The sequence below is a fragment of the Candidatus Binataceae bacterium genome (genome assembly GCA_035308025.1).
In the GTDB taxonomy this organism is placed as follows: Bacteria; Desulfobacterota; Binatia; order Binatales; family Binataceae; genus JAJPHI01.
Window position 1 is genome coordinate 35,611 of the sequence record DATGHL010000030.1, and the last position, 23,433, is coordinate 59,043.

22 protein-coding genes, 1 tRNA gene and 1 riboswitch are annotated in these 23,433 nt (G+C 62.7%); of the genes, 15 read left to right on the plus strand and 8 right to left on the minus strand.

From position 1 onward, the window contains the following. Positions 1–11 precede the first annotated feature (11 nt). From VKS22_09205 to VKS22_09230, 6 genes are all read left to right on the plus strand, one after another. Positions 12–992 carry an ABC transporter permease gene (locus VKS22_09205; GenBank protein HLW70785.1) on the plus strand — a complete coding sequence of 327 codons (981 nt, stop codon included), beginning with the start codon at positions 12–14 and terminating at the stop codon, positions 990–992. Next, entirely contained in the window at positions 989–2,068 is a 1,080-nt protein-coding gene (locus tag VKS22_09210; protein HLW70786.1) for an ABC transporter permease, read from the plus strand. The genes VKS22_09205 and VKS22_09210 overlap by 4 nt, the downstream gene beginning before the upstream one ends. Before the next feature lie 30 nt (positions 2,069–2,098). Then, on the plus strand, positions 2,099–3,145 hold the full coding sequence (locus VKS22_09215; protein ID HLW70787.1) for a DUF933 domain-containing protein: 1,047 nt from the start codon (positions 2,099–2,101) through the stop codon (positions 3,143–3,145). A 4-nt stretch (positions 3,146–3,149) separates the two neighbouring features. Beyond that, positions 3,150–4,181: a methyltransferase gene (locus tag VKS22_09220; protein ID HLW70788.1), complete on the plus strand. Its 1,032-nt coding sequence runs from the start codon at positions 3,150–3,152 to the stop codon at positions 4,179–4,181. 294 nt (positions 4,182–4,475) lie between these two features. Next, positions 4,476–5,519: a lysylphosphatidylglycerol synthase domain-containing protein gene (locus VKS22_09225; GenBank protein ID HLW70789.1), complete on the plus strand. Its 1,044-nt coding sequence runs from the start codon at positions 4,476–4,478 to the stop codon at positions 5,517–5,519. Continuing rightward, a complete protein-coding gene (locus VKS22_09230; GenBank protein HLW70790.1) occupies positions 5,519–6,379 on the plus strand; it encodes a hypothetical protein in 861 nt (286 codons plus the stop codon). Before VKS22_09225 ends, VKS22_09230 begins: the two co-directional genes overlap by 1 nt. A gap of 51 nt (positions 6,380–6,430) precedes the next feature. Here the strand turns inward: VKS22_09230 and VKS22_09235 are convergent, their stop codons facing one another. Beyond that, the gene (locus tag VKS22_09235; GenBank protein ID HLW70791.1) at positions 6,431–7,501 is read right to left on the minus strand and encodes a class I SAM-dependent methyltransferase; all 1,071 of its coding nucleotides are present in this window, start codon (positions 7,499–7,501) and stop codon (positions 6,431–6,433) included. Positions 7,502–7,560: 59 nt separating this feature from the next. Then, on the minus strand, positions 7,561–8,208 hold the full coding sequence (locus tag VKS22_09240; protein ID HLW70792.1) for a histidine phosphatase family protein: 648 nt from the start codon (positions 8,206–8,208) through the stop codon (positions 7,561–7,563). A gap of 274 nt (positions 8,209–8,482) precedes the next feature. Between VKS22_09240 and VKS22_09245 the strand changes: the two genes are divergently transcribed. The 4 genes from VKS22_09245 (at position 8,483) to VKS22_09260 (ending at position 11,339) form a co-directional block, all read left to right on the plus strand. After that, positions 8,483–9,235 (plus strand): peptidoglycan DD-metalloendopeptidase family protein, encoded by a 753-nt coding sequence (locus tag VKS22_09245; GenBank protein HLW70793.1) that lies wholly within the window; start codon positions 8,483–8,485, stop codon positions 9,233–9,235. 89 nt (positions 9,236–9,324) lie between these two features. After that, entirely contained in the window at positions 9,325–9,849 is a 525-nt protein-coding gene (locus tag VKS22_09250) for an adenine phosphoribosyltransferase (protein ID HLW70794.1), read from the plus strand. A 56-nt stretch (positions 9,850–9,905) separates the two neighbouring features. Further along, complete coding sequence (locus VKS22_09255; protein HLW70795.1) at positions 9,906–10,811, plus strand: cation diffusion facilitator family transporter; 906 nt, start codon at positions 9,906–9,908, stop codon at positions 10,809–10,811. Positions 10,812–10,829: 18 nt separating this feature from the next. After that, positions 10,830–11,339: a hypothetical protein gene (locus VKS22_09260; protein ID HLW70796.1), complete on the plus strand. Its 510-nt coding sequence runs from the start codon at positions 10,830–10,832 to the stop codon at positions 11,337–11,339. Positions 11,340–11,371: 32 nt separating this feature from the next. Here the strand turns inward: VKS22_09260 and VKS22_09265 are convergent, their stop codons facing one another. From VKS22_09265 to thiS, 3 genes are all read right to left on the minus strand, one after another. Continuing rightward, complete coding sequence (locus tag VKS22_09265; protein HLW70797.1) at positions 11,372–12,037, minus strand: thiamine phosphate synthase; 666 nt, start codon at positions 12,035–12,037, stop codon at positions 11,372–11,374. 154 nt (positions 12,038–12,191) lie between these two features. Beyond that, positions 12,192–12,968 carry a thiazole synthase gene (locus tag VKS22_09270; GenBank protein ID HLW70798.1) on the minus strand — a complete coding sequence of 259 codons (777 nt, stop codon included), beginning with the start codon at positions 12,966–12,968 and terminating at the stop codon, positions 12,192–12,194. Between the two features lie 19 nt (positions 12,969–12,987). Then, positions 12,988–13,209, minus strand: coding sequence for a sulfur carrier protein ThiS (gene thiS / locus VKS22_09275; protein ID HLW70799.1), 222 nt, complete (start codon positions 13,207–13,209; stop codon positions 12,988–12,990). A gap of 50 nt (positions 13,210–13,259) precedes the next feature. Continuing rightward, positions 13,260–13,359: riboswitch (TPP riboswitch) on the minus strand. Between the two features lie 66 nt (positions 13,360–13,425). Between thiS and alr the strand changes: the two genes are divergently transcribed. The 5 genes from alr (at position 13,426) to gpmI (ending at position 20,536) form a co-directional block, all read left to right on the plus strand. Continuing rightward, on the plus strand, positions 13,426–14,553 hold the full coding sequence (gene alr, locus VKS22_09280) for an alanine racemase (protein ID HLW70800.1): 1,128 nt from the start codon (positions 13,426–13,428) through the stop codon (positions 14,551–14,553). A gap of 13 nt (positions 14,554–14,566) precedes the next feature. After that, a complete protein-coding gene (gene purH / locus VKS22_09285) occupies positions 14,567–16,183 on the plus strand; it encodes a bifunctional phosphoribosylaminoimidazolecarboxamide formyltransferase/IMP cyclohydrolase (protein HLW70801.1) in 1,617 nt (538 codons plus the stop codon). Positions 16,184–16,203: 20 nt separating this feature from the next. Beyond that, the gene (locus VKS22_09290; protein HLW70802.1) at positions 16,204–17,625 is read left to right on the plus strand and encodes a DUF1329 domain-containing protein; all 1,422 of its coding nucleotides are present in this window, start codon (positions 16,204–16,206) and stop codon (positions 17,623–17,625) included. 77 nt (positions 17,626–17,702) lie between these two features. Beyond that, a complete protein-coding gene (eno, locus tag VKS22_09295; protein HLW70803.1) occupies positions 17,703–19,004 on the plus strand; it encodes a phosphopyruvate hydratase in 1,302 nt (433 codons plus the stop codon). Further along, positions 19,001–20,536 (plus strand): 2,3-bisphosphoglycerate-independent phosphoglycerate mutase, encoded by a 1,536-nt coding sequence (gpmI, locus tag VKS22_09300; GenBank protein ID HLW70804.1) that lies wholly within the window; start codon positions 19,001–19,003, stop codon positions 20,534–20,536. Before eno ends, gpmI begins: the two co-directional genes overlap by 4 nt. Before the next feature lie 36 nt (positions 20,537–20,572). Here the strand turns inward: gpmI and VKS22_09305 are convergent, their stop codons facing one another. From VKS22_09305 to dnaG, 3 genes are all read right to left on the minus strand, one after another. Further along, complete coding sequence (locus tag VKS22_09305) at positions 20,573–21,277, minus strand: C4-type zinc ribbon domain-containing protein (GenBank protein HLW70805.1); 705 nt, start codon at positions 21,275–21,277, stop codon at positions 20,573–20,575. A 112-nt stretch (positions 21,278–21,389) separates the two neighbouring features. Beyond that, positions 21,390–21,464: transfer RNA gene (locus VKS22_09310), tRNA-Ile, on the minus strand. Positions 21,465–21,613: 149 nt separating this feature from the next. Further along, positions 21,614–23,419, minus strand: a complete 1,806-nt coding sequence (dnaG, locus tag VKS22_09315; GenBank protein HLW70806.1) for a DNA primase — start codon at positions 23,417–23,419, stop codon at positions 21,614–21,616. Positions 23,420–23,433 lie beyond the last annotated feature (14 nt).

Below are 23,433 nucleotides of genomic sequence, written 5' to 3' on the forward strand. Positions count from 1 at the left end.
CAAAGCGAAAGATGATTCGATTTTTGCTCAAACGCCTCCTTCTGATGATCCCGCTGATTCTCGGGATCACCTTCATCTCGTTCTGCGCGATGTCACTGGTGCCGGGCAATTTCCTCACCGGGCTCGCGCTTAATCCACAAATCTCACCGGCGGTGATTCATCAGATGGAGGCCGAGTTCGGCCTCGATCAACCGCTGTTGATCCGCTACTTCCGCTGGCTGTGGGAGGTCGCGCATCTGAATCTGGGCGTCTCGCTCGCCTATCGCGTGGACGTGACCGGCCTGATCGCTGGACGCGCCCTCAACACCGTTATCCTGGCGCTCGCGAGCATGCTGTTCTCGTGGGCCCTCGCGATTCCGATCGGTATCGTCGTCGCGATGCGGCAGAACTCGATCCTCGATCGGACGCTGTCTTTTTTCAGCTTTCTCGGGATGTCGGTGCCGGCTTTTTTCCTGGCCTTTCTCGGGATGGACTTCGCGCTGCGCACCGGATGGTTTCCGGTAGGCGGCAGCTTCTCGCCCGATTACGCGAACCTCGATGCCTGGAACCGGCTAGCCGACCGCGTCAACCATCTGATTCTGCCCGCCGCGATCCTGGGTCTGGCCGGGATGGCCTCCCTGATGCGCCTGATGCGCTCGCAGATCCTCGAAATCAAGAACGCCGATTTTGTCCGCACGGCACGCGCCAAGGGTCTGCCCGAGTCGCGCGTGATTTACATACACGTGCTGCGCAACGCGCTGAATCCCTTCGTCACGATGGCTGGCTATGCGCTGGCTGATCTGTTGAGCGGCGCCGCGCTGGTCGAGTCCGTCATGAACCTGCAGGGCCTCGGCCTGCTGCTGCTCAACGCCGTGCGCTCGCTCGATGTTCCGCTCGTCATGGGTTCAGTGCTGATGGGCACGGTGCTGCTGCTGCTCGGGAATCTGCTTGCCGATCTCGCGCTCGTCGCGGTCGATCCGCGAGTGGATTTCGCAACCCTGGCGTCACAATGAGCGCCCTGCCCAAGCCAATCGCTTTCGAGCCAGCCCCAGCCCGCGACGGCCTGATCGCGGGACTCGGCCGGGAATGGGGTGTCGCGCGCTGGCCCGCGCGGCTCTCGATCATCTGTCTCCTGATCTTCTATCTTTTCGCCGCGGCCTCGCCCGTGATAGCGCCATACGACCCGGCCTATCAGTACCGCAATCTGCCCGACTGTCCGCCGATGACGCTGCATCTCAGCCGCGGCGCCGATCGCGATCGCGGTTTCTTCTTTGCCTACCCGCTGACGATGGTCGATCCGCTGGCGCGGCGCTTCACCGAGGATCACAGCCGCAAAACCTTCATCCGGTTTTTTCACGATGGCCGGCTCTTCACCACCGCCGACGCCTCGATGCCGTTTTTTATCCTCGGCAGTGAAGGGCTTGGTCGCGACCTCTTTTCACGCATCGTCTATGGCGCACGCGTCAGCATGAGTATCGGGCTGGTCGGCGTGTTCATCAGCTTCTCGCTCGGCATTTTTGTCGGCGCCTTCTCGGGCTACATGGGCGGGTGGACCGACAACCTGATTATGCGTTGGTGCGAGATCGAGATGTCGCTGCCGCAGTTCTATTTCCTGCTCGCGCTGGCGGCCGTGATCCCTTCGGGGCTGAGCACCGTCACAACCTTCTTCATGATCGTCGCGATCATGTCCTTCATCGGCTGGGCGGGCTTCGCGCGGGTGATCCGCGGGATGGCGGCGGCCGTCAGAACGGCGCCGTTCGTCGATGCGGGACGGGCGCTCGGCGGCTCGCGGATGCGGATTCTGCGCCGCCACGTGATTCCCTCGATGCTCGGCTTTGCCGCGATCAACGCCTCGCTCGCGATTCCGGGCTATATCCTCGGCGAGAGCGCGCTGTCGCTGCTGGGACTGGGTATTCAGGAGCCGGCGTCAAGTTGGGGGAATCTGCTGTCGCAGGCGATGGACCCGCAGAATATCGAGCACTATCCCTGGGTGCTGATCCCGGGCCTCTTCATCTCCGCCGCGGTGATGTCGTTCAATTTCCTCGGCGATCATTTGCGGGATCGTCTCGACCCCGGCAATCTGCGTTAACGTCAAATTCAGTGATTGGAGTGTGATGAGGTGAAGACCGGAATTATCGGCGGGCGGGGCGTCGGCAAATCGATGGTGTTTCATGCCCTTACTGGACTCGCTCCACTGCCCGGGCACGCGGACGCGCGCAATCGCGCCCGCCCCGGACAGCTCAAGGTTGCCGACGAGCGCCTCGATTTTCTCGAAGTCACCTACGGGTCGAAAAAGAAAGTCGAGATCGAATTGACCGTCCTCGACTTCGCGCCGAATCCGAAGGAGCAAAAGGAAGGCGCCGCGCTCGATCCGAGCCTGCTGCCACTGATCCGCGACCTCGACGCCCTGCTGATCGTCGTGCCGGAGTTTGCGGGCAAGCAGATGCCGCTGGCGGAGACGGTCGCCAGCGTCGAGGCCGAATTGGTCTTCGCCGATTATGAGCAGGCGGAGCGCCGGGGCGAGCGCCTCAAAAAAGAGAAGGGGCAGACCGATTTCGAGCGCGCGGCGCTCGACAAATGCCTCAAATGGCTCGAAGCCGGACGGCCCTTGCGGCTGCTCGAATTGACCGCGCAGGAACTCCAGGCTTTTGCCAGCTTCGGCTTTGTCTCACGCAAGCCGGCACTCGCGGTGGTCAACTGCGAGGTCGATCGCGCACTGGCTGAGTCCTCACCTGCGGATCAGAAAATCGTCACTGAGCACGGACTCGATTTCTTGCGGCTGGCCGCGGCCTTTGAGGCTGAGCTTTGGGAGCTCGACGCGGTCAGCCAGCGCGAGATGCTCGCAGAGGCCGGGCTCGCTGCGCCGGCGCGCGACCGCCTGATAACGGCGCTCTTTCGTCATCTCGGCCTGATGACTTTTTATACTGCGGGAGAGCCCGAGGCCCATGCCTGGCCGCTGCCGCGCGGAGCCTCCGCGCTGGAGGCGGCCGGACGGATCCACAGCGATATCGCGCGCGGCTTTATCCGCGCCGAGGTCGTCGGCTACGAGGATTTCGCCGTGCTGCGGTCCGACGCCAAGGTCAAGGAAGCCGGCAAGCTGCGCCTCGAGGGCCGCGACTACGTCATGCGCGACGGCGACATTATCCATATCCGCTTTAAGGTTTGAACATATGTCGAACAGCAATCCTGACCCGCAAAATGCCGTTGCGCTTTTCCGGATGGCTAACGGTTATGTCGCCGCGCAAGCCCTGTATGTCGCCGCCGACCTTGGCCTCGCCGACTACCTGACCCACGGGGCGCTGACCGCGCAGGAACTCGCCAGCAAAACCGGCTCGCATCCCGACGCCCTCGCCCGCCTGCTCCGCGCGCTCGTCGCATTCGGGATACTAAATGGTGACGCCGAGGAGCGCTTCACGCTGGCCCCGATTGCTGAGTTCCTTCGCAGCGATCTCCCCGGCTCGATGCGCTCCGCCGTCCGATTTGTTGCGGACCCGTCGACTTGGCGAGCGTGGGAAAATCTGCCACACAGCATCCGCACAGCCGAGCCCGCCTTTGATCACGCATGGGGGATGTCCATCTTTGAGTATTCGCAGCGTCATCCCGACTTCTCAAGAATTTTTGACGAAGCAATGGAAGGACTGTCTACGCTAGGGTCGGCAGCCGTTCTGGCCGCATATGACTTTTCCCAGTTTCGCACGCTCGTCGATGTTGGCGGCGGGAACGGCGCTTTGCTGGCGACACTGCTGCGTCAGCACGGCGCTTTGCGCGGAAAGCTCGCCGATCTCCCGCATGTCGTGAGCCGCGCCGCCGAGGTCCTTAATCGTGCCGGCGTCGCCAATCGATGCGAGATTATTGGTTGTGACTTTTTTGAGACCGTGCCTTCCGGCGGGGATGCCTACGTGCTCAAAAGCATCCTCCACGATTGGGACGACACCCACGCGATGAAGATCCTGCGGAACTGTCACCGTGCGATGACGCCCTCATCGACTTTATTGCTACTCGAACGCGTGCTTCCCGAGCAGCCCGCTGTGGAAGCCGCGCTGCGCTATCTTATCGATCTGACTATGCTGGTTATGACCCCAGGAGGCCGCGAGCGCACGCCCGCCGAGTTTCGTAAGCTGCTCGAAGGCGCAGATTTCGGGTTCCTCGGTATTACGCCCACCGGCGGTCCCTACGATATTGTCACCGCTCGCAAAATCTAGCCGTTTTCGAGTCAACCCTAGCGCGCGGTATCTGATTTCTCCTCCTTAGCAAAGGAGTGGCCGGACGCCGCGACATAGCTCCGCCGAACCCGCTGGGGGTTTCATTCGCGAAATAAAATTGCGGCGTCAGCCGCGTGATTCCGCATAGCGCAGTCGGGCAAGCACGAAAAAGAAAATTGATGTTGAACCCCTCCATGAGGCACTATCAAGCCGACAACGCGCCTTGCGCGGGGCCATCGCGGCTGAAAGAATGCCGCGAGCACTCCAGTTGCGCTCGCCAGCCGCGCCCTACAAATGCGTCGCATTGAAACCCTGATAATCCTGCTGGCGCTGGCGTTTTATGCTTGGTTTCTGCGGCGCTTTGGACTGAGCCAGGTTCTCGAATACGTCAGGCTGATTGGCTGGGGGCTGCTATTTACGATCGCGCTCGAAGCCGTCGCGCGCTTCGCCAACACGCTCGGATGGCGCGTCGCGATTGCAGATTGTCCGGCCGCGCTAGGTCTCGGTGAACTCTTCATGGCGCGCGTCGCGGGCGAGGCGATTGACTACGTCACGCCTTCGGCGCAACTCGGCGGGCAATTTGTGATGGCGCTGACGGTCCGGCGCAAACTCACGATGGCGGTGGGGCTGGCGACGGTGATTATTGCGTCGCTGGCGGAAGCGATCGGCCAGATCGGCTTCATCAGCGCGGCGCTCATCGCCGCGCTGCCGTTTGCTGCTCACCTGCATCACCGTCTGCTCTTGCCGATCATCGCCGGTTTGCTGATCGCTGTCGCGCTCGCGGGCGGTTTTTTTTATGTGCAATTGCGCCAGCCCTTCTCCCATCTCTGGAAGGTCGCCGCCAGGTTCAATGTGCCGCAACTGGCCGACCCCGAAGTGAAAGCGGCCGCCGCCGAAGCCGACGCGATTCTGGTCGATTTCTACGCGCGCCAGCGTGGACGGTTCGCGCTCTCGTGCCTGTGTTACCTGCTCGCCTGGAGCATGGGTCCGCTCGAAATTCTGATATACCTGACGTTGCTCCATCAGCCGTTGAATTGGACCACGCCCGTGCTCGTCGAAGCCTTGGGACTCTTGCTCGAGCGCGCGACATTTCTGATACCGGGCAAGCTGGTCAGTCAGGAGGGGGGTAAGGCGCTGATACTCGCGCTCTTGGGCTATCCGGCCGCGATCGGTTTCGCGATCGGATTTTTACGGCGGCTCAAAGAGCTGGTTTGGGTGCTGTTCGGTCTCGGCTGGCTGACGCTCCATCGGGTGGTCGCTGAAAAGCAGTCTCTCGTCACGCGGCGCGCCCGCCGAAATCTGCTTAAGATGCGCGGTGCGCATGAAGGGGATATCTGATGAAGGAATTTTTCGCCGCGCTCTGCGGGATTCTGATGCTCGCGGCCAGCGCGCGAGCCGGCGTCGTCGTCGAGGAGCAGCAGGTCAGCGACCGCGGCGGCGGCGCGCCGATCACCCACAAAATCGTCGTGATGGTTCAAGGCAACAAGCAGAAGTCCGTCATCGATGACGTCAAACAGTCGCTGATCATCGACCTCGATCAGGGGATGCGGATGATGATAAGCGACGCGCGCAAAATGTACGTCGAAGTGCCATTTCCGTCCAAGGGTATGCCGAAAGGACCCAACCCGACGGCGATATCCTTCAAGAAAACCGGCGGCACGCAGACTCTCGCCGGTTATTCCTGCGATGAGTATACCGGCGCCGGTAGTATGAACGGCAACGACATGACCATCGTTGGCTGCTTCTCGTCCTCTGCCCCCGGCGCGCAAGTCTTTACTAACTTTCAGAAAGCGATGGCCGACAAAGTCAAGGGCACGCCGATGGCGTTAATGAGCGATTCGCCACCGGGCATCCCACTCAAGATCGATACCACGATGAAAGTGACGCACATGTCGATGCCCGGCCTGACCCCGCAGCAGATGGAAGAGATGAACAAGCGTCTGGCGGGTCGTCCGCCGACGGTGATTCACATGACCGTCACTAAAGTCACAGAAGAAAATCTGGCCGCCGATACCTTCCAGCCGCCGAAGGGTTACACCAAGCAGCAGATGCCGATGATGGCTCCGGGGATGATGGGCGCGCGTCCGCCGATGGGAGCTGCCCCGGGCGCGATGGGCCAACGGCCGGGCTCGGGCGCGCCAGTATTTGGGCTTCCGCCGCAGGCGCCCGCGACGCCCGCAGGGAAGGTTCCGGAGTAAATCTCTGCTCGCCGCGGTTTCAGATGACGATTAGCGAGCGCGGCTGATCGCTCAGGCGCGGATTTCGTAGAGCACCGAAAACGCGTCCTTGACCGGCAAGCGTTTGAAGCGGGTGAAGCCGGCCTGTTGCGTTAGCTCCTGCGCTTTGGGCTCGCCCATCATCGCGCCGATTCCGGCGCCGCCGTGCGCCAGCGAGACAGTCATGCAATAGAGCGTGCTCGCCGAATACATCATGCGGCCCATCGGGTTGATGTTGTCCTCGGGATTGCTCGAGACGTTGACCTCAACCATCAAATAGGCACCGCCGGGTTTGAGCGCCGCACGAATCGATTTCAGCAGGCCGAGCGGATCGACCGAATCGTGAACCACGTCGAAAGTTGCGATGAAGTCGAATTTCTCCGCCGGCAGCTTCGTGCAATCGACTACGTCGAAAACGACGCGATCGGCAACGCCGGCCGCCGCGGCGTTGGCGCGCGCCCGCTCGACCGATCCCGGATGGCCGTCGTAACCGAAGAGCTTCGCCTTGGGGTAGGCCTGCGCCAGTGCGATCACCGCGCGGCCACTGCCGCAGCCGACGTCGAGCGCAACCCCGCCGTTGTTCAGCGCCTCGACCACCTCCGGCATCGCAGGCATCCACTTGCGCACGAGCGAGTGGCGATACATCGGCGCCGAGCCGCGCTCGATTCCCTCGAAGACTTCGGGCGGATATTCGCTTTGCGGGATACCTTTACCGGTGCGGAAGGATTCGAGCAGCTTGGGCGCCATCCCGACTTCCAGCGCGGCGATCTGCATGAAGCCGCCCATGAAGAATGGTGAGGTCTCGTCGGCCAGAATCATTGCGTGCTCGCGCGACATCGAGTAGCGGCTGCCGGCGGGGTCGTAGCTGATATATTTCGCCGCGGTCATGGCCCCGAGCCATTCGCGGAGGTAGCGTTCGTTGAGTCCGGTCTTCGCCGCGAGCTCGACGCTGGTCACTGCGCCGGCGCTGGCCAAGGTCTTGAAGATGCCGAGACGGTCGCCGACGTAACTGAGCGCCCCCTGCATCGCCGCGCCAAGATCGTTGGTCATCAGGCCGGCGAATTCCTTCACCTTGCCCCAATCGAGACTTTGCTCTTCGGCCATCGTGGTTCTCTCCTCTGCGATCTTTAATAGCGGTGGCTGGAAGCCCTGGTCGGCGCGGGTCAGCCGAGCTCGCCTTCCTCAGCGCCGGTGACGATCTTCGGCGGATACATCCGCTCGCGATCGTGCTCGACCAGCACGATCCCGCAGTTCGGCGGCAGATGCGAGCCGTGCCAGGCGCCGACAAGATCCGCCCACACCGAGAGCATCACGCCGCCGTGGCTGACAATCACAATCTCGCGCGCGGCGTAACGCTCGCGCAAGTCAGCCATCGCGACCATCACGCGGCGGCGCACGTCCTCGTAGCTCTCGCCGCCGTCGGGCTTCCAGGCCCAACCGTTGGCCGGATCATAATTCGGGTCGGTGCGCACCATCTCACGCAGGGAGTCGTATGATTGGCCCTTCAGGCAGCCGAGGTCGCGCTCGTGGAGGTCGTGGACGATTTCGATCGGAAGCTGCAATTCTTCTGCGATGATCTCGCTGGTCTGACGCGCACGCGCAAACGGACTCGAGACGATCCGCTCGGGACGGAACCGTAGCGCGATCCGCCGGCCGGCTTCCCGCGCCTGCTGGCGCCCCCGGTCGGTCAGCGGGGTTTCCGTCGTCAGCGTGAAGTGACGATCGCGGTTGCCCTCGCTTTCACCGTGGCGAACCATGATAAAGCGGCCGCGCGCAGTAGGCGTCGGATTTGAATCCTTAAGCGGTGGCATCGTTGAAGCAATACTCTAGCCGAGCCATTCGGAAAATGCTTTAGCGGGAGATTGGGCGCTGAACGCAACATGAACCGTCCAGCTACCGCTGCTTAGCGAGCAGAGCTACAATCTGAACACTAGCGGAGCGCGACTGCCGCGCGCAGCGAGCACAGGGGGCGGCCGAGTCTGCGAGGCGCGGTCAACGTCAGAAGTCTGCGAGCTGCGTTAAGATTCTTGGTCGGAGGAGCGCGGCTGCGGAGGCTCCGAGTGTGAGCTTTGCTGCGGTGGTGAGGTGGCGGAAAGAAGGAAGTTGCATCTTGCGCGGCTGAGCTTGGCCGCGCTTGGTCTCGGCATCCTGATCGCACTTGCCGGATGCGGTGCTCCTGCGGAGGTAACCGCGTCCGCGGCCAGCGCAATCGGTACCGGCGGCACTCATACCGTCAGTCGCGGCGAAACCATTTACCATATCGCGCATGAGTACGGGGTCAGCCCCGATCGTCTAATCGCAGTAAACCATCTGACTCGTCCAGAAAACCTCTACGTTGGCGAGGTTTTGGTGATCCCTGGCCGGATGTCTGAGGCATCGGCGTTAGGTTTCAGTGATCCCTGGTCGGTTGCGCCTGCCGATCGACAATTTGCGTGGCCAGTATTAGCGGGCGTGGTCTCATCGCCGTTCGGAATGCGCAACGGGGTGATGCACGATGGGGTCGATATCGCGGCGCCCGCTGGAACTCCCGTATGCGCTGCCGACGACGGCCGTGTGGTCTTCTCCGGACGACTGCATGGCTATGGCAATGTCGTAATTGTGCAACATGTGGACGCCTACATAACGGTGTACGGGCACAATCGGCGCAACCTCGTGAGTGAGGGCGAGCGCATCGGCAAGGGACGCGAGATCGCCGAGCTGGGCGCGAGCGGCCGCGCCTCCGGTCCCAACCTGCACTTCGAGGTCCGCTATCACAATCATCCGCAGAACCCGCTCGCTTATCTGCCGGCGCCGGGACCCGCCAGCGGGATCAGCTTTGCCCGCAACGGCGGCTCCTAGTATTTTGGTTGACCTGATCGGCCGTGCGTTGGCTCGGTCGGGAAGTCAAATAGTGAATGCATCTCTAGCGCAAGGGAGCGCCGCGCAGCATGTTGTCCGCCGAAGAACTCAAGCAGCTCGTCCGTAACATTCCGGACTTTCCTCAGCCCGGAATCCTGTTTCGAGATATCACGCCGCTGATCGGCGACGCCGAGGGACTGGCCGCGCTGATTGACCGGATCGCCGAACCCTGGCTGGGCAAGATTGATCGCGTGGTGGGGATCGAATCGCGCGGTTTTATCGTTGGCGCACCGGTCGCCTACCGCCTCGGAGTCGGCCTCACGATCGCACGCAAACCCGGCAAACTGCCTTTCAGCACCCTGTCGGAGAGTTACGAGCTTGAATACGGGAGCGCGTCGCTGCAGATGCATCAGGACAGCTTCGCCGAGCGTTCACGCGTGCTGATAGTTGACGATCTTCTGGCCACCGGCGGCACCGCACAGGCAGCCGTCCGGCTGGTCACGCAGCTTGGCGCCGAAGTCGCGGGCTGCGCCTTCGTGATCGAGCTGAAGGCGCTCGGTGGCCGCCAGCGCCTCGCACCGCTCAATTGCGCGGCGCTGATCGAATACGATTAAGCGAACGCGCGCCATCAAACGGCCGGCGCGACGACCAACAATCCGACAGCAAACCCGTGAAAGACGCGCACGACCATCGTCTCGAAGCTGGCAGCGACAGTGGCCGAATCCGCATCGTATTGACGATCACGATCGTCTATTTCGCCACCGAATTGACTGGCGGCTTTTACGCCAACAGTCTCGCCCTGATGACCGACGCGATCCACATGCTCACCGATATTGCCGCGCTGTGCATGAGTCTCTTCACGCTGTGGATTTCGGCGCGCCCGGCCAATTCGGACAAGAGCTACGGCTACCTGCGTGCGGAAATCCTGGGCGCTTTGTTCAACGGGCTATTCCTGTGGATGCTGGTCGCATTTATCTGGTTCGAAGCGGCGCAACGCCTGCGCGATCCGCCGCACGTTCGGGCCGCGGTGGTTATAGCGATCGGGGCAGTCGGGATTGTGGTCAACAGCATCTCCGCGTGGCTTACTTTTGGGACGAGTCGCGACGGCCACGCGAATCTCGCCGTGCGCGCGGTACTGATCCATGTCATCTCCGACTTGATCGGATGCGCCGGCGTGGTGACTGCGGGCGCGATCACCTATTTCACCGGCTGGCGCGCGGCCGATCCGCTCGTCAGCTTCCTGATCGGCGGCCTGATTATTTATGGGTCGTGGGGTTTAATCCGCGACGGCGTGGACATCCTGATGGAATCGACACCGGCGCATATCGATCTGGAGCGGCTGCGCGAAGGCTTGCTCGCAGTCGCCGGCGCTGAAGAGATTCACGATCTGCACGTCTGGTCGCTGGCCAGCCATCAGCTAGCCCTCTCAGCGCACGCCGTTGTGGCGGGGGCGGGCGATCAAGATCGCGTGCTCACTGACATGACGGAGTTAATCGAAAGCCAATTCAACATCCATCACATCACCTTGCAGATTGAACGCGACAATCGTAAGGAGCGCGAGCCCGGTCATTTCTAAAACCCTCGGACTGGGATTATGACGGTCAACGAGAAGATCGCACTCAGCATTCTCGCCGCCGTCGGGATTCTCGTTCTGCTAACCCTTATCGCCGCATTTCTGATGATCGGAATGGCGTGGCAGGACTTCGAGAGGTCCGCCGCCGAACGCAGAGGTCCTGCGGCTGCGCGCTCCGGTTTCGGCTTCGTCAGGTTGGCGCTGGCGCGACGATGCCCGGTATGCGGACGCGGCGCGATCTCGCGTTCGCTGTTTCAAATGAACCAGACGTGTCCGCGATGCAGCGTGACCTTCTGGAGCAACGAAGGGGAATGGATCGGCCCGGCCGTGATTAACTACAGCGCGGCGCTGGCGGGGGCGCTCGCCGCCTGGGCGCTGCTCGTCATGTTCGACTGTTCCGCCACGGCACAGATAATCGTGGCTTCATTGGCGGCAGTCGGCGCGGGCGTCATGATCGTCCCGTGGTCGCGGAGCTTCTGGACACTCTTTCTTTATCTAAGCGGTGAAATCCGACCGCACAAAGTGCAGTAATGCCGAGGCTAGCGTCCGCCCAGGTACCGATGCTAATGCGCGGCTGAGAGGGCGCGCAGCAATGCAATGGTCGCGGTGGCCGGGTCTTCGGCACCGAAGACCGCACCAATGACGGCGGCTCCGCGGGGGCGGTCGCTCCCTGGAGCGGCCACCCCCGCCCATCTGTCTATGCGCTCGGTGGTAATGCCGCCGAGCGCATACACGGGCATCGGAGCGCCCGCGTGGGCAGCGGCGAAGAGCGCCGCGACGCCGCGTCCCGCGCCGGCCGCGGGCTTTGACAGCGGTGAGTAGACCGGCCCGAAAACCGTGAAGTCGGCGCCCGCATGAGCGGCCGCCACGACCTCGCCGGCGTGGTGCGTCGAGACGCCTATCAGGCGCGACGGTCCGAGGAGGCGGCGTGCATCTGCGACGGCGAACGAGTTCGCCGGCAAATGCACACCGTCGGCCTCTGCGGCCATCACAACATCGAGGCGATCGTTGACGAGCAGCGGAGCGCCATAGCGCGAGCATAGTTCGCGCAGCGCGCGCGCCAACTCGTAGAGCTCATGCGCGTCGAGGTCTTTCTCACGTAACTGGACGGCGACAGCGCCCGGGGACGCGATAGTGGAGGCGGCGCGCAGCGCCGCCTCCACTATCGCACGCAGCCCGCCATGGCGCGCCGCCAGCTTGCGATCAGTGATCAGGTAGAGTTGGAACACAAGTCTGCGAGGTGTAGATATCCGGGATTCTTCGCAATGAGGATTCTTAACACAGCTCGCAGACTCGCCTGTTCGGCTGCATTCGCCAAGCCTCACTTCGCCTAGCGAGCCTTCTCTCAGAATGACAAACTGGCTTGCGCGAGTGAAACGGCAACTAGCGAATCATGCCGCTCAGCGGACTCGACGCGGTCGCATAGAGCTTCATCTCGATGCGACCCGCGCGATACGCCAGCCGCCCAGCCTCCACTCCCAGGCGGACCGCCCGCGCCATCGCGATCGGATCTTTCGCGGCCGCGATCGCGGAATTCACCAGCAGTCCGTCGCATCCGAGCTCCATCGCTTCGACCGCGTCCGACGCCGTGCCGACGCCGGCGTCAACAATCACTGGCACGCGCGCCTGCTCGAGAATAATGCGGAGATTGTAGGGATTGCGGATACCCATGCCCGAGCCGATCGGCGCGGCTAACGGCATCACGGCCGCGCAACCGATTTCGGCAAGCCGCAGACAGGCGACCGGATCGTCGGTAATGTAGGGCAACACCTTGAAGCCTTCCTTGACCAGAATCTTTGCCGCCTCGAGCGTCGCCGGAACGTCGGGAAAGAGGGTCTGCTGATCGCCGATTACCTCGAGCTTGACGAGGTCGCCCACCCCCGCCTCGCGCGCCAGCCGGCAGGTTCGCACAGCTTCTTCGACAGTGTAACAGCCCGCGGTGTTGGGCAGGATTTGATAGCGCGAAGGATCAATATAATCGAGCAGGTTTTCCTTGCTGGCGTCGGTGATATTCACGCGGCGCACGGCTACCGTGACAATTTCGGCGCCGCTCGCCTCGATGGCAGCCTTGGTTTCCGCGAAGTCGCGGTACTTACCGGTCCCGACGATCAGCCGCGATTGATAGATGCGGCCCGCCAACTCAAAAGAGTCATTGTTCATTTCAGCCTCGCAGGGCAATTCACCCGCCGCCGACAAAGTTCACGATCTCAACCTTATCGCCGGGCCGGAGCACGACGGCGTCCCAGTCAGCTTTGGGTATCACGACTTGATTTATTTCCACGGCAACACGGCCGCGCCGCAGGTTCAAGTGGTCGAAGAGGGCGGTCAGCCGCGCATCATCGGCAACCGCGTGGGGCTCGCCGTTGAGCACGACTTGGAAGCTGTCGGTGTTGGATGCCATGAGGCCGTTTCTCAGAATTTTCTGGGAAGCGGCCCCGGTGGAACACGATCGTTCCACAAAGTCGGCTTCCCTCCGCCGGTATTATCCGGATCAGGTTCAAGGGGTTCTCGAGCGAGTTCTCAGTGCTTGCGCACACCCCCAGCCTGGATTCCTTATATCACCGCGTGCGAAATTTTGTCAAAAATGGTCCAGACGACGGGCGGGCACTTTTCGACGATGCGAGATGACAGCGGGCGGCCGACTGTAGCCGAAATCGATCGGGCAGCGCTGCGCGCCAATTATCGCGCGCTCGCCGCCTACACCAACGGCGCAAACATCATGGCGGTGGTCAAGGCTGACGCTTACGGGCATGGCGCGGTCGAGGCTGCGCGAGTGCTGCGCGATCAGGGTTGCGGGCATTTTGGCGTCGCCACGATCGAGGAGGCGCGCGAGTTGCGCGCCGCCGGCGTGCGCGAGCGGCTCTATCTGCTGGGCGGGTTCTTCGCGGCGCAGGCCGAGCTGATTGCTGAACTCGATCTGACGGCGGCGATCTTCGATCCTGCGCTGATCGAGCCGCTCGACCGGGCGTCGGCTCGCGCCGGCCGCGGCGCCCTGCGGGTTCATCTCAAGCTCGATACGGGAGCGACCCGCCTCGGGATCCTGCCGGCTGATCTCGATGCGGCGATCACACTGATGAAGCGGGCGCGCGCGCTGTGCTTCGAGGGCGCTTTCACGCTGCTCGCCAGCGCGGCCGATCCAGCCAGCCCGGTGACCGACCGGCAGCTCGCGATTTTTCATGACGCCATCGCACGACTGCGAGCGGCCGGATTCGCGCTGGCGGTAAATCACGTCGCGAACTCGGCGGCGATTGTGCTGCGCCCGGATGCTCATCTGAATCTGATGCGCCCCGGGCTCGCGCTCTATGGCCTGCCGCCGGTGCAGGCGGTCCGCGAGCGGATCGAACTGACACCGGTGATGACCTTCAAGACGCGGCTGATGCAGCTCAAACGGGTGCCCGCCGCAACCGGCGTCAGCTATGGCCATACGTTCACGACCTCGCGCGCGAGCACGATCGGGGTGCTGCCGGTGGGCTATGCCGACGGCTACCGACGGGGTTTGCAGCATGGCGGCGAAGTGCTGATCCGGGGACGGCGCGCACCCGTGGTCGGCGCGATCTGCATGGACTTGACGATGGTCGATCTGACCGGTGTCGCGGAGGCGCGGGTCGGTGACGAAGTGATTCTGTGGGGGACCAGTGGCGGGACGATCCTGAGCGTCAACGATGTCGCGCGCATCGCACGGACTATCTCATATGAGATGCTCTGCACGGTCGGCCGCCGCGTTGCGCGGGTCTATCTGAATTGAAAGGATGACGCCCATGCCTTCCGACAAGGTCATGTCTTCCGACAAGATCAAGTCCCCAGACAACCTCAAACCCACCGACAAGATTAAAATCGGCCGCGCGCTGCTTGGCGTTTCAGATAAGGCGGGCTTGGCTGATTTCGCGCGCACACTCGAGCGTCACGGGATCGAGTTGATTTCGACTGGCGGGACCAAGGCGGCGCTCGAAGGCGCGGGGGTCAAGGTGCGGGCGGTAGAGGATTTCACGGGCTTTCCGGAGATTCTCGATGGTCGCGTCAAGACGCTGCATCCAAAGATCCACGGCGGCATCCTCGCGCGGCGCGACCAACCGGCGCATCGCCGACAGATGGCGGAGCATCAGCTTCAGCCGATCGACCTCGTCGTGGTGAATTTCTATCCATTCGAGGATACGGTCGCGAAAGCCGATGTGAGCCGCGAGGAGGCGATCGAAAATATCGATATCGGCGGTCCGGCGATGGTGCGGGCGGCGGCAAAGAACTACGCGGACGTAGCGGTGGTCGTCGATCCGGGGGACTATGCGGCGCTCGCCGCGGAGCTGGAAAGCAACGACGGCGCGCTCGGCGCGGCGACCCGCTGGCGGCTAATGCGCAAGGCTTTCGCGCGGGTCGCGGCTTACGACTGCGCGATCGCGAACTACCTCGGCGCGGCAGGCGACGAGGCGGCGCCTCTGGGCGCGAGCTTCAGCCTCACGCTGGAGCGCACGCAGGCACTGCGCTATGGCGAGAATCCTCATCAGCGCGGCGCGCTGTATGGAGATTTTCATCGCGTCGCCGAACAATTGCACGGCCGCGAGCTTTCCTTCAACAACGTTTTCGATATCAGCTCGGCGCTCAACCTGATGGCCGATTTCAGCGACTATCGCGAAGCCGTGGTCGCGATTCTCAAACACAACACGCCCTGCGGCGTGGGCGTCGGCGCGACCCTCAAGGCAGCGTGGGACAAGGCCTTCGCCACCGATCCGGATTCGCCGTTCGGCGGGATCATAATCGCGAACCGGCCGTGGGACCTCGAATTCGCGCGCGCCGTCGACGAACTCTTCACGGAGGTTTTGATCGGGCCGGATTTTCCCGCCGAGGTGATCGACTTCTTGCGCAAGAAGAAGAACCGCCGCCTGATGCGCTGTCATCCGGAGCGCATCAGACGCGACGAACTCGACCTGCGCAAAGTCGTCGGCGGCCTGCTGGTGCAGACCGCCGATCTGAGCCTCGAGGATGCGCGCGCGGGCAAAGTGGTCACGCAGCGGAGGCCCTCGGAGGACGAACTCGACGCGATGAATTTCGGGATCCGGGTTTGCAAGCATATCAAGTCCAATGCGATCGCTTTCGTCAATGCTGATCGCACACTCGCGGTCGGCGGCGGCGCGACCTCGCGGATCGATCCGGTATATGCGGCGCGCGAAAAGGCGGCGCGCCTTGGCGTTGCGCTGCGCGGTTCGGTGCTGGTCTCGGAAGCGCTCTTCCCCTTCCCCGATGGACCGACGCTGGCGGCCGAAGCCGGCGCCACCGCGATCGCGCAGCCCGGCGGCTCGGCGCGCGACGACGAAGTGATCGCTGCGGCCGATCGGCTCGGTCTCGCGATGGTCTTTACCGGCGTGAGGCATTTCCGCCATTAACCCTGAACGGCGAGCGCGCTATGAGAGCTGAGCGACTTGCGCTGGTGATCGCAATTGCCGTCGCGTTGGGATTGCCTCGATTCGTTTACGCGCAGGAGTCGCCGGCGGCGGTGCCCTCGTGGCTTCCGTCGGGGGCGACCGAGGTCCCCGACGAGAGCGCACCTGATAGCGACGCTGCTGCCGGTGCGGAATCCGCAGCCGTAGCGGCGCCCGCCGGCTCGATTCCGCCGGGCACGGTAATCAACTCGTCGAATTGGTCGGCCTATCAGCAGTACATGACGGTGGGCGAAATTGGTCTGTGGCAGGGCAAGTGGTTCTGGAAAATGCCCGCTGACGCGCAAATCAAGGTCGCCGCGACGACGGTCTATCCCCTGCCTACCCCGTTTGTCGAGGACTCGGAGAAATACGGCGATCAGACGCGTATCGAAAAGCAGGCTGACGGCCGCTGGGTCTTGAAGAATTACGTCGCCGGCGTGCCCTTTCCGATTCCTGACGATCCGAACAAGGGGCAGAAAATCCTGACCAATCTCAACTACCGCATTCAGCCGCATCTGATCGCGGGCTTCGACGATTCCGGCACGCCGCTGACCGTCTGCAACATGGACCGGCTGGCCGATACGTTCTGCTGGAAACTCGGCTACGACGTGCGCCAACTCGCTTACAATTGGGAACCGGGCGTGCCGCGCACGGAGGCAGAGTCGGGCGGGGCCTGGCTCGGCGAGTGGATCGACGTCGACGAGCCGGAGCAATATCGTTACGCCACCGATCTCGTCCTGCTGTATCAGGACAACCTGCGGATCGAGGATAATTTCCTCTTCGTGCCGTCACTGCGCCGCTCGCTGCGACTGTCGGACGCCGCGCATTGCTCGAAGATCTTCACCTTTGCCGATTACACGCACGACGACATCCGCGGTGGATGGAACGGCGGGATCGCCGACTTCGATTCGACGTTTGTCAAACGGATGCAGTTGCTCGCGCTCGTCCAGATGAATACCGATGACGGCGCTTTTCCCGACCACTACGACATGCCGCTCGGGTGGGCCAAGCCCTCATGGGGCGACTGGGAGTTGCGCGATACGTGGGTGATCGACGTGCGGCCGCGCGCCGCGATCAGCGGGCGCTATTGTTACGGCAAGCGGGTGCTGTATATCGACACAAACACCTACGCTCCGTTGGCCCAGGACCTCTACGACAATCAGCTCAATTTCGCCAAGATCATCGTCGAAAGTCTGACGCCCGCAATGCTCCCGCCCTATGGGATGCAGTCGTGGGCGGGCGGCGGGATGGTGCAAATCTGGGACGTGACGACGAATCACGCGGCGTTCGGCTTCACCGCCGGCCCCAACCATCGCAGCTGGACCGTCGATGCGGCGGTGAAGCCGCAGTACAACAATATCAAGGAGTATCAAAATCCGGGCGCAATCATGAACATGATGCGTTAGACACTAGGCGGAGCCTTAGCGGAGCCGCGCAGGCGAGTCCGCGAGCTGCGTCAGGATAAGGAGTCGGAATTTAATCGATGGTGGCAAACGAGATCGAGACAATCCGCGCGCGCGAGATAATTGACTCGCGCGGAAACCCGACGATCGAAGTGGACGTGCGTCTGCGCGGCGGTGCGCTCGGCCGCGCGGCCGTGCCGTCGGGCGCTTCGACGGGCCTGCACGAGGCGCTCGAACTGCGCGACGGCGACAAAAGCCGCTACCTGGGTAAAGGCGTTTTGCGTGCGGTCACCAACGTCAACGACGTGATTGCGCCGAAGCTGCGCGGGACTGACGCTGCCAATCAAGCCGGACTCGACTCGATTCTGATTGCGCTCGACGGCACCGAAAACAAGTCCAAACTCGGCGCCAACGCGATGCTCGGAGTCTCGCTCGCGGCGGCGCACGCGACCGCCAATGCCAACGGCGTCGCGCTCTTTCGCCAGCTTGATCCGCAGGCTCATCTGATGCCGGTGCCGATGATGAACGTGATCAACGGTGGCCGCCATGCGGATTCGAGCGTCGATATGCAGGAATTCATGATCGTCCCGCATGGCGCGGCGAACTTCGCCGAGGCGATCCGGATGGGCGCCGAGGTCTTTCACGCGTTGGCGGCGGTGTTGAAGCAAGGCGGCCATTCGACCAACGTCGGCGACGAGGGCGGCTTCGCGCCCAACCTGCGCAATAACGAGGAGCCGATCGAGGCTATTATGGAAGCGATCGTGCGCGCCGGTTACGAGCCGCGCACGCACGTTTCGATCGCGTTGGACCCGGCTTCGAGCGAATTCTTCGAGAACGGCAAATACGTCTTTGCGCGCTCGGACAAGCGGGCGCGCTCGGCGACGGAGATGGTCGGCCTGTACGCAGACCTGCTCGAGCGCTATCCGATCGTGTCAATCGAAGATGGCCTCGCCGAGGAGGACTGGGAGGGCTGGAAACTGCTGACCCGCGAACTCGGCGCGCGCGTGCAACTGGTGGGCGACGATCTCTTTGTCACCAATCCGAAATTCCTGCGCCGCGGGATCGCCGAAGGCGCGGGCAACTCGATCCTGATCAAGGTCAATCAAATCGGCACGCTGACGGAGACGCTGGAGACGATCAAAATCGCGCGCGCAGCCGGCTATAGCGCGGTCATCTCTCATCGCTCGGGGGAGACCGAGGACACCACGATCGCCGACCTCGCCGTCGCCACCGGCGCGGGTCAGATCAAGACGGGCTCCATGAGCCGCGGGGAGCGCACCGCCAAGTACAACCGGCTGCTGCGGATCGCCGAGGAGCTGGGTCCGCGCGCGACCTGGCCGGGCAGCAGCGTTTTCAAGGCGCACAGCGGAGCTGCGCGGTGAGCCGTCCCTCCGTCGCCGCCCTGGTGATCTTCGACGGTTGGGGACTGCGCGCCGCGCCTGAGGCCAATGCGATCCTCGCCGCGCACACTCCCGTCATGGAGCGGTTGTGGCGCACGCAGGCGCACACCGAGATCGAGGCTTCGGGTGAGGCCGTTGGGCTAGAAGCGGGCGTCATGGGGAATTCCGAGGTCGGCCATCTGACGATCGGATCTGGCCGCGTCATCTACCAGGACGTGATGCGGATCAGCAAAGCGATCGCGACCGGCGCGTTCTTTCGCAACGAGACGATCCTTGGCGCGATTCACATCGCGGCACAGAATCACCGCACGCTGCATCTTTGGGGGCTGCTCTCCGACGGCAGCGTGCACAGCCATATCGATCATCTGCTGGCGCTGCTCGAGATGGCGGCAAGGGAAGGGCTCCGCGACATCGCGGTTCACGCAGTGCTCGATGGGCGGGACAAGCCGCCGCGGTCCGCGCTGCCGTTTATCGATCGCGTCGAGACGAAGTTGCGCGAAATCGGCTGCGGCCGGATCGCGACCGTCAGCGGCCGCTACTTTGCGATGGACCGCGACAAGCGCTGGGAGCGCGTCGAGCGCGCCTGGCGCGCGCTGGTGCTGGGTGAAGGCACGGCCGTTGCAACCGCTCGCGCCGCGGTCGAGGCGTCCTACGCACAAAACAAGGGTGACGAGTTCGTTGAGCCGGTGATCGTCGCGAGCCGGGCGCCAATCGAGGATGGCGATCAGGTGCTCTGCTACAACTTCCGCGCTGATCGCGCGCGCGAATTGACCGCGGCGCTGGCGCTCCACGATTTTACCGGGTTCAGCCGGCCGCGCGTCCCGCAAATCGGCTACGTCTGCATGACGGAATACGATCGCGGCTTCAGGCTGCCGCTGGCTTTCGGAGCGGAGGATGTGCGCAACACGCTGGCGGAGGTTTTCGCGCGCGCGGGCGTCGCCAATTTGCGCATCGCGGAGACCGAGAAATACGCGCACGTCACCTACTTCCTCAATGGCGGCGTCGAGCAGGCGTTCGCGGGTGAGGAACGGATTCTAATCCCGTCGTCGAAAGTCGCGACCTACGATTTGGAGCCCGCGATGCGCGCGGCGGCGATCGCCGAACGCGCCGCGACGGAGATCGCCTCGGGAAAATTCGGTGTGGTCGTCATGAACTTTGCTAATCCCGATATGGTCGGGCATACCGGCAAACTGGAAGAGACGATCAAGGCGGTCGAAAACTCAGATGCTGCGCTGGGTGTCGTGATCGAGGCGCTCGCGCGGGTTGCCGGCGTCGCGCTGATTACGGCCGATCACGGCAACGCGGAATTCATGGCCGACCCGGCGACCGGCCAGCCGCACACCGCGCATACGACATTTCCGGTTCCGCTCATCCTTTACGATCCATCATTCAAAGGTGGGCTGAGAAACCATGGAGGACTCGCCGACGTCGCACCAACCTTCCTTGCGATGCTGGGGCTCGAGCCTCCGGCGGAGATGACCGGGCGCGACCTGCGCGATCCGGCGCCGCGTTAATTCTGCGGGCTGTGCGGAGGCCGTGGCAACGCTCAGTCAGGCTTCGAAATACAGAATTCGCTGACAGTTCGGGCAGTAGTTCACCTGCAGATGCTTCTGCAGTTCGTTGTACAACTGCGGCGGCAGGCGCATCCGGCATCCTTGGCACGTGCCGCCTTTGGCTTCCGTGACCGCGACCCCGCCGCGGCGGCTGAAAATCATCTCGTAGCGTTGCAGCAGGCTGCTCTCCATCCCGCGCGCCATCAGATCGCGATCGACGCGCTGCTTGCTGATCGAGACCTTCAGATCTTCGACCTGGGCGGCGATTTCCTTTTCGGCGGCGAGCAGCTCCTTGCGTTTAGCGGCGACCAGCTCCGTCAGCTCCGCGATCCGCGGGGAGCGGCGCTCGGCTCCTTCCATCAACGCCAGCGCTTCAGCTTCGAGCCGCTGATTGGTTTCCTTTTGGGCCTCGACTTCGTGTGTCAGGGCCTGCATCTCTTTGTCGTTGCGCACCTGATTCAGCCGCATCCGTTTGTTGCGGATGCGCGCCTCACCCTCCGCGAGCTCCTTTTCGAGCGACCGCCGAGTGGTCGAGCTTTTCTGTTCTTCTTCGGTGAGGCGGCTGAGTTCCGCCTGATGCAGTTCGGATTCGGCTCGGAGTTGTTCGACGCGGCCGGCAACGGATGAGAGGGATTGTTCGAGCTCGTGCAATTCGCGGTCGATCGCCTGCAAACTCATGAGGCGGGTTATTTCTTCACGCAATGCGTCCTCCGGAATGGCCCGGGACTGCGGCAGCGCAGCAGTTCAATGCGCGTGCTGCAGGCTCTCGCCCGGACTCGGTTAAGGATCTTTGAGTGGACACTCTTGGATTGGATGGGCCCACCAGGATTTGAACCTGGGACCAGCCGGTTATGAGCCGGCAGCTCTGACCAGGCTGAGCTATGGGCCCCAGTAAATGCATTTCGGGTGGCAAGGCAGGAATGATTCTAGCGTTTTCGCGGGCGCAAATTAAGCCATGCTGACTGGGAGTCCCATTGCCATTTTCTACGCTAACGGAATTCGCTCGCCGATCAGTTTCCCTCGGTCCTACAGAAGTCGTTATTGGACTCCGCGCATCGTGGCCCTTTTCTTCAATTCCTGAGGGTCAGACTCCTTCAAGATTCTCAGGAAACCAGCCAATATTTTACGCACCAGCGCTAATTCGCGGGCTCTCGCGCTTGGTCCCTCTTTTTCATAGAGCCCGCCGAAAAATTCTTTAAAAATCTCGTTGGTAGGAGGTTGCTGCCCAGCCGTGACTGGTTTTTTTGCTTCCGCTACGATGTCGTCTAGATCTTTTTCTTGCTTTGCGATCCACTCCTTTTGAACTTGAGAGAGTCGTTCTGTTAGAACGCCTCCCAACTCCGGCGGTTCAGACATGGATTCGAGCAAAAACTGAAGGAGATCAGCGAGCGCCTTATTCCTATAGTGTCTGAAAGGCTGTTCGGAAAAAATTTCGGCGCGCAATTCCGGATAAACATGGGCTATGGCGATGAGGCCCAGTTCGGCCTTCGCGACCCGATCGAGCGGTTCTGCGATGATTGCTCTCGGCGCTGGCACCGACGACCTCCCGCGCATTGCTAAGTTTCGCAGGACTTGTTCCTCGGCGGTGCCGAAACCCACGAGACTAACGGCCCTGCGCAGGAGCACATTAAACTGAACCTCGTCCGAGATAAGTCTTAACTTTTCCCCTACACTTTGAAGTACGTTCTGATGCAATTCGGGCGAGCTTTCTGGCCCGGACGCCTTACCGCTCATTTCTCGGAAAAAATAGTCAACCAGCAGCTCGGCAGAATCGATCACTTCGCCGAAGGCCTGCGCCCCGCGCTCGCGCACGAGCGTGTCGGGATCATAACCGGGCGGCACGAAAGCCCCGCGCCCAAGCAGTCCGGCCTCAAGAAAAACTTCGAGCGCGCGCATGGAGGCCTTGCGGCCGGCGCCGTCGCCGTCGAAGCAGGCAATCAGATTACGCGTATAGCGTGACAGCAGGCGGAGCTGATCGGCCGTCAACGCGGTCCCGAGGCTGGCGACGATCTCCTTGAAGCCAGCCTGCCAGAGCGCGATCGCATCGATATTGCCTTCGACAACAATCGCGCGGTCGGCCTTGACGATCGCCTGCCGCGCCTCGTAGAGCCCGTAAACCATCCGCGCTTTGGAATAGAGCGGAGACTCGGGGGAATTGATGTACTTCGGCAAACGGGCGTCGAGCACGCGGCCGCCGAAGGCGAGCGCGCGGCCTTGAGCGTCGCGAATCGGGAACATGAGCCGCGCGCGGAACATATCGTAAAGCGCGCCGCGCTCGTCGCGCTTGATCAGGCCCAGCTTGAGCGCGGCCTCAGTCAGCCCGCGCTTGTGCAGGGTCGCGGCCAGATTGGCGGCGCGAGCGGGCGCGAAGCCGAGCATAAAGGCTTGCGCGGTCTCGACCGTAATGGCGCGCGACTTGATGTATTCACGGGCCGGCGCACCGTCCGGAGTTTTCCAGAGCACGTGCGCATAAAATTCCGCCGCGGTCTGATTGGCGCTGAACAAGGCTTCGCGTTCGCCGACCGGGGGGCCGGCGCCGCCGGCGTCGAGCTGCGGCAGCGCGACGCCAAACCGCCGCGCGAGCGATTGCAGCGCCTCGGGGAAACTCAGCGCCTCGACCCGCATCACGAAATCGAAAACCGTACCGCCCGCGCCGCAACCGAAACAATGGAAGAAGCCGCGCTCGGCGCTGACGCTGAACGACGGCGTCTTTTCATTATGGAACGGACACAGCCCGACGTGGTTACGGCCGGCGCGACGCAGCCGCACGTGCGCGCCGATGACCTCGACGATGTCCGCGCGGGTGCGAACCTCCTCGATCTTGTCCTGGCCGTAGCGCGCCATCACGACTCCATCAC